This is a genomic window from Micromonospora sp. CV4 (genome assembly GCF_003667455.1).
In the GTDB taxonomy this organism is placed as follows: Bacteria; Actinomycetota; Actinomycetes; order Mycobacteriales; family Micromonosporaceae; genus Micromonospora.
This window is the reverse complement of sequence record NZ_RCVI01000402.1, coordinates 1-12,140: the sequence shown is the minus strand read 5'-3', so window position 1 is coordinate 12,140 and position 12,140 is coordinate 1. Positions and strand designations below refer to the sequence as shown.

General features: G+C 74.7%; 9 protein-coding genes and 1 riboswitch. Of the genes, 5 read left to right on the top strand and 4 right to left on the bottom strand.

Annotated features, from left to right (window positions below):
* The first annotated feature begins 44 nt into the window (after positions 1-44).
* The gene (locus tag EAD98_RS27400) at positions 45-1,247 is read left to right on the top strand and encodes an MFS transporter (RefSeq protein ID WP_121656851.1); all 1,203 of its coding nucleotides are present in this window, start codon (positions 45-47) and stop codon (positions 1,245-1,247) included.
* Between the two features lie 73 nt (positions 1,248-1,320).
* Complete coding sequence (locus EAD98_RS27395; protein ID WP_121656850.1) at positions 1,321-2,217, top strand: aldo/keto reductase; 897 nt, start codon at positions 1,321-1,323, stop codon at positions 2,215-2,217.
* A 95-nt stretch (positions 2,218-2,312) separates the two neighbouring features.
* On the opposite strand, the gene EAD98_RS27390 is transcribed toward EAD98_RS27395, so the two are convergent.
* The 4 genes from EAD98_RS27390 to EAD98_RS27375 form a co-directional block, all read right to left on the bottom strand.
* On the bottom strand, positions 2,313-2,978 hold the full coding sequence (locus tag EAD98_RS27390; RefSeq protein ID WP_121656849.1) for a hypothetical protein: 666 nt from the start codon (positions 2,976-2,978) through the stop codon (positions 2,313-2,315).
* A 25-nt stretch (positions 2,979-3,003) separates the two neighbouring features.
* Positions 3,004-3,483 (bottom strand): hypothetical protein, encoded by a 480-nt coding sequence (locus tag EAD98_RS27385; RefSeq protein ID WP_233583996.1) that lies wholly within the window; start codon positions 3,481-3,483, stop codon positions 3,004-3,006.
* A gap of 111 nt (positions 3,484-3,594) precedes the next feature.
* Entirely contained in the window at positions 3,595-4,308 is a 714-nt protein-coding gene (locus tag EAD98_RS27380; RefSeq protein WP_121656847.1) for a hypothetical protein, read from the bottom strand.
* On the bottom strand, positions 4,301-4,876 hold the full coding sequence (locus EAD98_RS27375; protein WP_233583995.1) for an RNA polymerase sigma factor: 576 nt from the start codon (positions 4,874-4,876) through the stop codon (positions 4,301-4,303). The genes EAD98_RS27380 and EAD98_RS27375 overlap by 8 nt, the downstream gene beginning before the upstream one ends.
* 126 nt (positions 4,877-5,002) lie before the next feature.
* Here EAD98_RS27375 and EAD98_RS27370 point away from each other — a divergent pair, with 126 nt between their 5' ends.
* From EAD98_RS27370 to EAD98_RS27360, 3 genes are all read left to right on the top strand, one after another.
* A complete protein-coding gene (locus EAD98_RS27370; RefSeq protein ID WP_121656845.1) occupies positions 5,003-5,338 on the top strand; it encodes a hypothetical protein in 336 nt (111 codons plus the stop codon).
* 527 nt (positions 5,339-5,865) lie between these two features.
* Positions 5,866-5,995, top strand: a riboswitch (cobalamin riboswitch).
* Positions 5,996-6,281: 286 nt separating this feature from the next.
* On the top strand, positions 6,282-9,950 hold the full coding sequence (gene cobN, locus EAD98_RS27365) for a cobaltochelatase subunit CobN (RefSeq protein ID WP_121656844.1): 3,669 nt from the start codon (positions 6,282-6,284) through the stop codon (positions 9,948-9,950).
* Positions 9,947-12,140: VWA domain-containing protein (locus EAD98_RS27360; RefSeq protein WP_121656843.1), on the top strand; the 2,194-nt coding region annotated here is incomplete at its 3' end. The genes cobN and EAD98_RS27360, both read left to right, overlap by 4 nt.

Genomic DNA, 12,140 nt, shown 5'->3' with positions numbered 1-12,140 from the left:
GCCCGACCGTCCCTCCGGCCACCGCCCCGGCGCCCTCGCGGGTCGTGCGGACCGCCCGCAACGGCGTGGCCGTCGTGTTCACCCTCAACGGGCTCGCCGTCGGCAGCTGGTTCTCCCGGGTGCCGGCGGTCCGCGAGGCGTTGGACCTCTCAGCCGGCCGGCTCGGGCTGCTGCTGCTCGCGATGAGCATCGGCGCGCTGCTGGCGATGCCCACCTCCGGCCTGCTCGCCCAGCGCCTCGGCGCGGCCCGCACCGTGACACTGGCCACCGTGCTCGTCGCGGTCGGCCTGACCGTCGCCGGGCTGGGCGCCACGGTGGCCGGTTCGGTGGTCGTCGTCGCGCTGGGCCTGGCCGCGTTCGGGTACGGCTCCGGCGCCTGCGACGTGGCGATGAACGTCGAGGGCGCGGCGGTGGAGCGGCGTCTGGGGCGTACCGTCATGCCCCGCTTCCACGCGGCGTGGAGCCTCGGTTCGGTGGCGGGCGCGGCGATCGGGGCCGGGGCCGCCCGGTTCGACCTGCCCGTCGGCGCGCATCTCGCCGGTGTCGCGGTGGTGGTGCTGGTCGGCACCGTGCTCGGCGCCCGCGCGTTCCTGCCCCAGCCGGCCGTCGACCGGGCGGAGGGTACGGACGCCAGCCCACGCGCTCGCCGCCGCGCCCAGCTCGCCGCCTGGCGGGAGCCGCGCACCCTGCTGATCGGGCTCTTCGTGCTGGTGGCGGCCTTCACCGAGGGCAGCGCCAACGACTGGCTGGCGGTGGCCTTCGTCGACGGCCGTGACCTGAGCGAAGCGGCCGGGGCGGCGGTCTTCGGCGTCTTCGTCGTCGGCATGACCCTCGGGCGCACCGCCGGCACGGTCGCGCTGGACCGGTGGGGTCGGACGCCGGTGCTCACCGGCACCGTCCTGCTCGCCGCGTTCGGCGCGGGCCTGGCCGTGCTGGCCGGCTCGGGGCCGGTGGCCATCGTCGGCGTCGCGCTCTGGGGGCTCGGCGCGTCGCTGGGCTTCCCGGTCGGGATGAGCGCGGCGGCCGACGAAGAGGCGCACGCGCCCGTCCGTGTCAGCGTCGTCGCGGTGATCGGCTACACCGCGTTCCTGGGCGGGCCGCCGCTGCTGGGGTTGCTCGGCGACCGGGTCGGCATCCTGCACGCGCTGCTCGTGGTGCCGTTGCTGCTGTTGCCGACGCTGGCGCTGGTGCCGGTGCTGCGCCCGCCGGCCGCCGCCGAACGGACCTCGCCAGCACAGAAAAACTAACCCACCGCGCCGCCGAGCGGTATCGGGTGCGCGGCCGACTGCGCCGCGCGCCCCGGCTGGCTACGGTCGCCCGATGCCAACCGACTCGATCACCGCCGCCGCGGCGGGCAGCTGGACCCTGGGCGACCGCGCCGTGCACCGGATGGGCTTCGGCTCCATGCGCATCACCGCGAACCCGGACCGCGACCGGGCCGTCGCGCTGCTGCGCCGCGCCGTGGAGCTGGGCGTCAACCACATCGACACCGCCGCCTTCTACGTCTCGCCCGGCGGGACCCTGGGGGTCGGCACCGGCCCGGCGCGGTACGCCACCGAGCTGATCCGGGCGGCGCTCGCCCCGTACCCCGAGGATCTGGTGATCGTCACCAAGGTCGGTTTCGGGTACGACCCGGTGTCCGGCTTCACCGAAGCGTTCACCCCGGCGCAGTTGCGCGCCCAGGTGGAGGAGAACCTGCGTCGGCTCGGCAAGGACCACCTGGACGTGGTGAACCTGCGGCTCGGCCGGGGGTCGGGCCCGGTGCCGCTCGCCGAGCGGTTCGGTGCCCTGGCCGAGCTGCGCGCCGCTGGGCTGATCCGGCACCTCGGGCTCTCCAACGTCCGGCCCGAGCGGTTGGCGGAGGTGGCGGACATCGCACCGGTGGTCTGCGTGCAGAACAACTACGGGGTGGACGCCTACCGGGAGCAGGACGACTTCGTCCGGGTCTGCGGCGAGCGGGGGATCGCCTACGTGCCGTTCTTCGCGCTGGCCGGCACGGGCCGGGAGGCGGGCGCGAGCGCCGACCAGGGCGCGGCCCTGCGGGCGGTCGCCCAGGCCCACGGCGTCACCCCGCACCAGGTGCGCCTGGCCTGGACCCTGCACCAGGGACCGCACGTGCTGGCCATCCCCGGCACCGGCGACCCGGCGCACCTCACGGCGAACATCGCCGCCGCCGCCCTGCGCCTGACCCCCGAAGACCTGACCCTCCTCGGCTGAGCCCCCGCCGGCCACCGTTTTCCCCGTTGATCATGAGGTTGTCGTCCTCGATGACGGCGTGTCGCGCCGTCAACCTCATGATCAACGGTGCCGGGTCAGGGGTGCAGCCAGACGCGGAGGGGGCTGTGTGGGGTGAAGCCCGCCGCCAGGGCGGGGGTCAGGTCCGCACCGGACTCGTAGCCGACCAGCGGTACGCCGGGCACGGTGGCGGGTACGCCGTGCCAGATCTCGCGCGGATCGACTCCGTCGGCGAACAGGTTGGAGACCCCGTACACGCGGTCGCCGCTGACCACCGCGCCGCCCACGACCGTGCCCCGGTCGTCGTACCGGGCCAGGATCCGCACCCGCGGGTCGGTCAGCAGCGCCGGCCGGAACAGCGTCCCGCCACCGTGTGCCGTCGCCCAGGCGGCGAGTTCTGCCGGCGTGGTGACCGGGGTCAGCGGAGCAGCGGCGGGCGGACCCAGCGGTGGTCGGTGGATCCACTGTGCGTCGAAGAGCACCCGGAAGCCGTACCGGGACAGGTCGAGGTCGGCGAAGCTGTCCTTGACCGAGGCGCCGGGCCCGGCGTCGATCCGGGCCAGCAGGGCGTCGGCGTCGACGCCGGGGCGCAGGGTGACCGCGTCCGGGTACCAGGTCGGGGAGCGGCGGGGCACCGACCAGGCATCCGCGTCGGTCCGGCCGGTCAGCCCGTGGCTGCCGCAGACCACGTCGCACCATTCGGCGTTGTTACGGGCCGCCGCCTCCCGTACGTCCTCGGGCACGCCCGGCAGCCTAGGCGGTCGTGCCCTACGGCAGCCGGTCGGCGTACACCAGGTCCATCGTGTCGGTGTGCCCGGCCCAGCGGAGTTCGAGGTGCCAGCAACCCGCGCGCGGCAGGTCGATGATCGACGGGCCCGGACCGCCGGCGACCTCCCGGGTCACCCTGGTGTCGGTGCCGTCCAGGGTCGCGGTGATCGCCAGCGCCTCCCGCGACGTCGAGGTGGGGCGGGAGACCCACAGGATCTTGTTGTTCGACCCGTCCTGCCTGACCTGCGCCAGCGGGTGCGCGAAGAGCACCGCCACGATGTCGCCCTTGGCGCCGAAGACGTGCGGGACCCGGGCGTCCCCACGGAACCCGGTGTCCGCCCAGTCGGGCAGGGACCCCGTCTCGATCCGCGAGCCACACCCGGTCGCGGCGGTCGCGGCCGTCGTGCTCGCCGGAGCGTCGACCGCTGTGGCTAACGGGCCGTCGGTCGTGCACGCCGTCAGCAGGAGCACCGACCCCATCATCAACCTGCCCCAGGAACCCATCTCGCCCCTTCCGGATCCGTGTCGCGAGCTCGAAACCCGACTCGCATCAACAGGACACCGCCCGAACGCGCCGGGTTCCCGATGCCGCTAGTCCAGCGATCTGGCGATCTCGATCGCCTCGGCCCTGGTGAGGTCGCCCTCAAGCCGGTAGCTCACGTCGGCGTCCTGCCAGATCAGGGTCGAGGCGGCGAGCCGGGCGGTTTCCTTGCGTACCTCGCCGGTCCGATCCACGTAGGAAAGGACGTGCGGGCCGTCGACCCAGACGGCGAACTCGCCGTCGACCTGGACCCACGCCGCTCCCGGCCGGTTGGTCTCCTTGTGGAACGCCAGGTCGAGACGACCGTCGAAGGCGTCGATGCGCAGCGCGCCCCCGCGGTAGAGCAGCGTCGCCACCCGACAGGCGCCCGTGTCGTCGGGATCGGCGACCAGTACCCGCTCGGGCGGGCCGAGCGTCGCCGGTAGGCGGATCGGGAAGCGCACCGCCCGTTGTGCCTCATCCAGGGCGGCGGCTCGCTGGGCGGGCAACGGCGACGGGGTGCCGGTGGGCAGCACCGGGCCGGAGGAGGTGACGACGGTGACTCCGGCGAAGCGCAGCAGCCCCGCGACGGCGTCGGCGAGGGCGGCCCGTCCCGGTGGCAGCACCGCCACGACCAGGGCGACGAGCGCCGCGGCGGCCCAGGCACGCCACCGGCGCCGTCGGGGCGTGGTGAGCCGGGCGCGTACGCGCGCGGTAACGTCGGGCGCGTCGGGTGTCTCCAGCCAGGCGGAGAGGCCGCGCAGCTCCCGTTCGAGGTCATCCACGCCGGACCTCCTCGCGGTCGAGCAGGCCCCGGAGCTTCGTCAGTGCCCGGGACGTCCGCGACTTCACGGTGCCCCGGGGCCAGCCCAACGTCGCCACCGTCTCCTCCTCGCTGAGATCGAGGAAAAACCGGCAGACGATCACCTCACGGTCGCGTTCCGGCAGTTGCCGCAGGGCCTCCACCAGCGCGGCGCGGCGCTCCCCGGCGAGGACCGCGCCGACCGCGTCGTCCTCGGCGATCTCCGACGTGGGGTTCGCCGCCGCGGCGCGCAGGACGAGGCCGTCCCGGCGGGTACGCGACCGGTGCAGGTTGCGGGTCTCGTTGGCGACGATCGACAGCAGCCAGGAGCGGAACGACGACTCCCCCCGGAAGCGGGAGAGCTTGCGGTACCCCTTCACGAAGGCCTCCTGGATGACGTCCTCGGAGTCCGAGCCCGCGCCGAGCAGCACCGCCGTCCGGTACGCGGACGCGGTGTGCCGGGCGACCAGGAGGTCGTACGCCTTCAGGTCACCAGCCCGAGCGCGGGTGACGAGCACGTCGTCGTCCAGGGGGACCTCCGGTTGGATCACCTTCATGACACCGCCCACGCGCCACGGGTTCCATCCGCGGCCCGGTCAGCCCACTCTCACCTGGCGCGCAGCGTATTGCCAGGAATCGGTGGTGCACTGGAGGGGCGTCGAGGAGAGGAGTCGGGCATGGGCTGGTTCAGTCGGCGGGCCCGGGGCGCCGAGGCGACCCCGACGAAGCTGGACCGGGAGGCGACCCGGGACGACCTCGCCGCGCTCGAGGCGTTCATCGCCAGCCGGCGTGGGGTGGAGTTCTACCTGGAGCCGGAGACCACCGCCACCGACACCACGGTGGTGGCGATCGCCCACGACGGCGAGTGGATCCGCCGCCGGACCGGCACTCCCCGCGCGGCGGGCGCCATCGCGCGCAAGCACGCGGTGCCGCTGTACGAGGCGGCCCGCACCGGCTACCCGGAACGGATGCGCGCCTGGAGCCGGGCCCACCCGGAGCGCCACGCCCGCTGAGACTCGTCCGCCCCAGCGCCGTCTGGATCTCGCTGGCGTGCGCGGGGCTCTTCCCGGCGTCGATCATCACACTGCCGCGTTCGTCGACGACGACGGCGACGTCGGCCTGGAGCGCCGCCGGGTCGGGATCTCCGGGGCGGAGTCAGACCCGACCCGCCAGGTGGAGAAACTGCGCGGCGATCATGGCGATCGACCTCCGAGATTGATCGCGGACACTGCTGCCGTGTTCGCCCATCCTCGGCGAGGGGGCCGCGTACCAGCGCTCCGCCAGGTGGTCGCCGCAGGCCAGAGTATGTGCGGGACAGCCTTTGCTCTGCGTACCTATACGCACCGGTGACTCCCTGTGCCTGGCGCGTATTGATAAGCAGAGCAAAGGCTGTCCCGCATTGACTCGGGGCATTGTCAGGCGCGGGTCTCCGACGACGACAATCGGCGAAGCTCGATGGAGAGTGCCTGCCGGGAGGGGGCTGGGTCGGCGTTGACCGGCGGCGCGGCGGTGTGGCAGCATTCGCGGCCTGACGGCAGTGAAGGAAGTCGGTGTGAATCCGACGCGGTCCCGCCACTGTCACCGGGGAGTGATCCCCCCTCGTGCGCCACGGCCGTGCTTCTGCGGTTGGAAGGCCGGGGGAGAGCGTCGATCCGGAAGCCAGGATACTTCGGCCGTCGGGATGTACCCCAGGGCGTGGACACCCGAGGAGGACCCGATGACGCACGGCGTCTCTTTCATCGACGAGCACCGTCATGATTCGCGCGGCGAACGCGGCGGCCGCGCCGGCCGCGCCGGTCGCCGGCGCCGCTGAGCTGCGCGTCGCCACGCTGACCGCGTCCCGACGCCCACGTCGGTGACCTGGGCCGGCCTGTCGCATCCGCTGACGCCGCACCCACCCCGCTTCGTTCGGACCGCCCCCCGTGGCGGTCGGGGCGTCACCTCCCGGAGCCTTCCGTGCGCATCCTGCTGCTCTCCACCGCCGACACCGACCTGCTGGCCGCCCGTGCCAGTGGCGCCGACTATCGCCTGGCCAACCCCGCGCGGGTCGCCGCCGACGAGGTGCCCGCCCTGCTCGACGGGGTGGACCTCGTCGTCGTACGCCTGCTCGGGGGCCGGCAGGCGTGGCCGGACGGCCTCACCCGGGTGCTCGCCACCGGCCTGCCGACGGTGGTGCTCGGCGGCGAGGCGGTGCCCGACGCGGAGCTGATGGCCGTCTCCACCGTGCCGTCCGGTGTGGTCACCGACGCGCTGGCGTACCTGGTCGAGGGTGGCCCGGAGAACCTCGGCCAGCTGGCCCGGTTCCTCTCCGACACGGTGCTGCTCACCGGCGAGGGTTTCGCCCCGCCCGCGCCCACCCCGGCGTACGGGGTGCACGGCGACCACCCGGCCGAGCCGGACCGGCCAACGGTGGGCATCGTCTTCTACCGGGCGCACGCCCTGGCCGGCAACACCGGCTTCGTCGACGTGCTGGCCGACGCGGTGCGGGCGGCCGGCGGCAACCCGCTGCCGATCTTCTGCGGCTCGCTGCGCGGGCTGACCGCCGGCGCCGGCCCGCTCGGGCTCTTCGCCCGCTGCGACGCCCTGCTGGTCACCGTGCTCGCGGCCGGTGGAGCGGTCGCCGCGGACGCCTCCGGTGGCGGCGATGAGGACGCCTGGGACGTCGGCGTGCTGGCCGCCCTGGACGTGCCGATCATCCAGGCGCTCTGCCTGACCAGCACCCGCGAGCAGTGGGCCGGCAGCGACGCCGGACTGTCCCCGTTGGACGCCGCGATGCAGGTGGCCATTCCCGAGTTCGACGGCCGGATCGTCACCGTGCCGTTCTCGTTCAAGCGGATCGACGCCGACGGGCTCTCCGTCTACGCCGCCGACGCCGACCGCGCGGCCCGGGTGGCCGGCATCGCGGTACGCCACGCCCGGCTGCGGTACGTGCCCAACGCCGACAAACGGGTCGCGGTGGTGCTCAGCTCGTACCCCACCAAACACTCGCGGGTCGGCAACGCCGTCGGGCTGGACACCCCGGTCTCGGCGGTAAGACTGCTCGCGGCGCTCGCCGACGCCGGCTACCACCTGGGCGACGCGCCGGTGCCCGACGACGGCGACGCCCTGATCCACGCGCTGATCGCCGCCGGCGGCCACGACGTGGAGTGGCTCACCCCGGAGCAGCTGGCCGCGGCCGAGGCCCGGATACCGGGGCGGACGTACCGGCGGTGGTTCGACCAGATCCCGGCCGAGCTGCGCGAGCGGATGCTCGCGCACTGGGGCGAGCCCCCCGGCGAGCTGTACACCGACGGCGGGGACATCGTGCTCGCGGGGCTGCGCTTCGGCAACGTGGTACTGCTCATCCAGCCGCCGCGTGGCTTCGGGGAGAACCCGATCGCCATCTACCACGATCCGGACCTGCCGCCGAGTCACCACTACCTGGCCGCGTACCGCTGGCTCGCCGCGCCGGTCACCGACGGTGGGTTCGGCGCGGACGCCGTGGTGCACCTGGGCAAGCACGGCACCCTCGAATGGCTCCCCGGCAAGGGACTCGGTCTCGCCGCCGACTGCGCCCCGGACGCCGTCCTCGGCGACCTGCCGCTGGTCTACCCGTTCATCGTCAACGACCCCGGTGAGGGCACCCAGGCCAAGCGGCGGGCGCACGCCGTGGTGATCGACCACCTGGTGCCGCCGATGGCCCGCGCCGAGACGTACGGCGACCTGGCCAAGCTGGAGCAACTGCTCGACGAGTACGCCACCGTGCAGGCGCTCGACCCGGCGAAGGTGCCGACCGTGCGGGCGCAGATCTGGGACCTCGTACGCGCCGCGGAGCTGCACCACGACCTGCACGCCGACGCGATGCCGGACGCCGACGACTTCGACGACTTCGTGCTGCACCTCGACGGGTACCTCTGCGAGGTCAAGGACGTGCAGATCCGCGACGGGCTGCACATCCTCGCCGACGCGCCCACCGGTGAACCCCGGGTCAACCTGGTCCTTGCGGTGCTCCGGGCTCCGCAGATCTGGGGCGGCGCCCACGCCCTGCCTGGCCTGCGGCAGGCCCTCGCCGCCGCGTACGGGCTCGATGAGCAGGAGTTGCTCGCGTCGCCGGGACAGCGACTCACTCCGCCCGAGGCGCTCACCGACATCGTGGACGGACCGGCCGGCACCGCCGCCGACGCCGTCGACCTGATCGAGGCCCTGGCGCGCCGGCTCGTGGTCGGAATGGAGACCCTCGGCTGGGCCGCGGCGGCCGCCGACACGGTGGTCGAGGAGGTGACCGGCCGGCCGATCCCGGACGTCGCCGCGGTGCTGCGCTTCGCCGCCACCGAGCTGGTGCCCCGCCTGGACCGGACCACCGACGAGCTGACCAACACCCTCGGCGCGCTCGACGGCCGGTTCGTGCCGCCCGGTCCGTCCGGGTCACCCACCCGAGGCCTGGTCAACGTGCTGCCCACCGGCCGCAACTTCTACTCCGTGGACCCCAAGGCCATTCCCAGCCGCAACGCCTGGGACGTCGGGGTGGCCCTCGCGGACTCGCTGCTGGCCCGGCACCTCGCCGACACCGGGGAGTACCCCCGCTCGGTCGGGCTGACCGTGTGGGGCACCAGCGCCATGCGTACCCAGGGCGACGACATCGCCGAGGTCCTCGCGCTGCTGGGCTGCCGACCGGTCTGGGACGAGAGGTCCCGGCGGGTCACCGGCATCGAGGTGGTGCCGACGGCCGAGCTGGGCCGGCCCCGCGTCGACGTCACCGTGCGCATCTCCGGCTTCTTCCGCGACGCGTTCCCGCACGTGGTGGCGCTGCTCGACGACGCCGTCCGGCGGGTCGCCGCCCTGGACGAGCCGGACGCGGAGAACTACGTCCGGGCGCACGTCACCGCCGACCTCGCCGAGCACGGCGACGAACGGCGGGCCACCGCCCGCATCTTCGGCTCGAAGCCGGGGGCGTACGGCGCCGGGCTGCTGCCGCTGATCGACGCCCGCACCTGGCGCAGCGACGCCGACCTGGCCGAGGTGTACGCGGTCTGGGGCGGCTACGCCTACGGCCGGGGCCTGGACGGGCGGGAGGCGCGCGCCGACATGGAACGCTCGTTCGCCCGGATCGCGGTGGCGGTGAAGAACCAGGACACCCGCGAGCACGACATCGTCGACTCCGACGACTACTTCCAGTACCACGGCGGCATGGTGGCGATGGTCCGCCACCTCACCGGCACGTCGCCGCAGGCGTACGTGGGCGACTCGGCGATGCCGCACGACGTGCGGACCCGCACGCTGGGCGAGGAGACCCGGCGGGTGTTCCGGGCCCGGGTCGTCAACCCGAAGTGGATCGCCGCGATGCGCCGGCACGGCTACAAGGGCGCCTTCGAGCTGGCCGCCACGGTGGACTACCTGTTCGGCTACGACGCCACCGCCGGCGTCGTCGACGACTGGATGTACGAGCACCTGGCCGCCGCGTACCTCTTCGACGAGACCACCCGGGATTTCCTGGAGCGGTCCAACCCGTGGGCGCTACGCGGCATCACCGAGCGGCTGCTGGAGGCCGCCGACCGGGGTCTGTGGGCCGAACCCGAGCCGGCCACCCTCGACCGGCTCCGCGACACGTACCTGGCCAGCGAGGGTGACCTGGAGGACCGCGCATGACCACCTACCCGTTCAGCGCCGTGCTCGGCATGGCCGACATGCGCCTGGCGCTGCTGCTCAACGCGGTCTCCCCGGCGATCGGCGGGGTCCTCGTGCGCGGCGAGAAGGGCACCGCCAAGTCCACCGCCGTACGCGCCCTCGCCGCGCTGCTGCCGCCGGTGCGTCGGGTCGCCGGCTGCCGGTTCGGCTGCGACCCGGCCGAACCCGACCCGGCCTGCCCGGACGGCCCGCACCCGGCCGGCGCCGCCGCCGAGACCCGCCCGGCCCGGCTGGTCGAGCTGCCCGTCGGCGCCGCCGAGGACCGGGTGGTCGGCTCGCTGGACCTGGAGAAGGCCCTCGGCGAGGGCGTACGCGCCTTCGAACCGGGTCTGCTCGCCGCCGCGCACCGGGGCGTGCTCTACGTCGACGAGGTCAACCTGCTGCACGACCACCTGGTCGACCTGCTGCTGGACGCGGCGGCGATGGGCCGCAGCCACGTCGAGCGGGAGGGCGTCTCGGTCAGCCACGCCGCCCGGTTCCTGCTCGTCGGCACCATGAACCCGGAGGAGGGGGAGCTGCGCCCGCAGCTGCTCGACCGGTTCGGGCTCACGGTCGAGGTCGGCGCCAGCCGCGATCCGGAGGTCCGCGTCGAGGTGGTCCGCCGTCGGCTCGCCGCCGACGCCGATCCGGCCGGCTTCGCCGCCCGCTGGGCCGACGCCGACGCCGAGGTCGCCGCGCAGGTGGCCACCGCCCGGCGCCGGCTTGCGGGGGTACGGCTGCCCGACGCCGCGCTGCGGCAGATCGCCGAGGTGTGTGCCGCGTTCGATGTGGACGGAATGCGCGCCGACATCGTCACCGCCCGCACCGCGCTGGCGCACGCGGCCTGGCACGGCCGGGACCGGGTCACCATCGACGACGTCCGGGTGGCCGCCCGGCTGGCTCTGCCGCACCGTCGCCGCCGCGACCCGTTCGACACCCCCGGCCTCGACGAGAAGCGCCTCGACGAGGCGTTGCAGCGCGCCCAGGACGCCCATCCCGACGACCCGGACGACGACGGTCCGCGCGACGGTGGCCCGGACGGTTCGGGTCCGGACGGCGGCGGCCCGGGTGGCGGGCCCGGCGGGCAGGGCCCCGACGGCAGTGGGCCGGACGGGCGTGGTCCGGACGGGCGTGGTCCGGACGGGCGTGACCGCGATGGCAGTGGCTCCGATCCGAGCGGCGGGGCTGGTCGCGGCCAACAGCCGCAGGGGCCCGCCAGCGGCGTGGACGAACGTGCCACCGGCGACGCCGAGCGGGGCTCCGGCGCGGAACCCGCAGCGACCGGGGCCGGCCCGGACGGGTCTGGCGAGGCGCGGTCGGATGACAGCCCGGGTGGGCCACGCCAGCGGGCCGGGCGCGGCGGGCCGGACGGCGACGACGACCAGGGCCGGTCCGGTGCGGGCGGCCAGCCGGTGGCCGTACCCCGGGGTGGGTTGAAGGCCCGGGTGCTCACCGCGCCCGGCGTGGGTGACGGAGTGCCCGGCCGACGTTCACGTGCCCGCACCGGGCGTGGCCGGACCACCGGCTCCCGGCTGCCGGCCGGCGAGGTGGGCGCGCTGCACCTGCCGGCCACCATCCGCGCCGCCGCGCCGCATCAGGCATCCCGTGGGCGGCGGACCGGACCCCTGCGGTTGCGCCCGCGCGACGTGCGTGCGGCGGTCCGCGAGGGGCGCGAGGGCAACCTGGTGCTGTTCGTGGTCGACGCCAGCGGCTCGATGGGCGCCCGGCAGCGGATGACCACCGTGAAGGACGCGGTGCTCGCCCTGCTCACCGACGCGTACCAGCGGCGGGACAAGGTGGCGGTGATCGCGTTCCGGGGCACCGGCGCGCGGACGCTGCTGCCGGCCACCTCCTCGGTGCTGGCCGCGTCGACCCGGCTGGCCGAGCTGCCCACCGGCGGGCGTACGCCGCTGGCCGAGGGCCTGCTCGCCGCCGCGGACCTGCTGCGGGTGGAGCGGCTGCGCGACCCGAAGCGCCGCCCGCTGGTGCTGATCGTCACCGACGGCCGGGCCACCGCCGGCAACCGCCCGCTGGACCGCGCGGCGGGAGCGGCGGCGGTGCTCGCCGCCACCGGCGCGCCCTGCGTCGTCGTGGACTGCGAATCGGGCCCCGTGCGCCTGCACCTGGCCCGCCGCCTGGCGACCCAGCTCAACAACGCCCCCCACCATCCCC

What these genes read in the sequence shown, in the direction of transcription:
- EAD98_RS27395 (WP_121656850.1), top strand. Translation starts at nt 1,321, where the DNA reads ATGCCAACCGACTCGATCACCGCCGCCGCGGCGGGCAGCTGGACCCTG.
- EAD98_RS27385 (WP_233583996.1), bottom strand. Translation starts at nt 3,483, where the DNA reads ATGGGGTCGGTGCTCCTGCTGACGGCGTGCACGACCGACGGCCCGTTA.
- EAD98_RS27370 (WP_121656845.1), top strand. Translation starts at nt 5,003, where the DNA reads ATGGGCTGGTTCAGTCGGCGGGCCCGGGGCGCCGAGGCGACCCCGACG.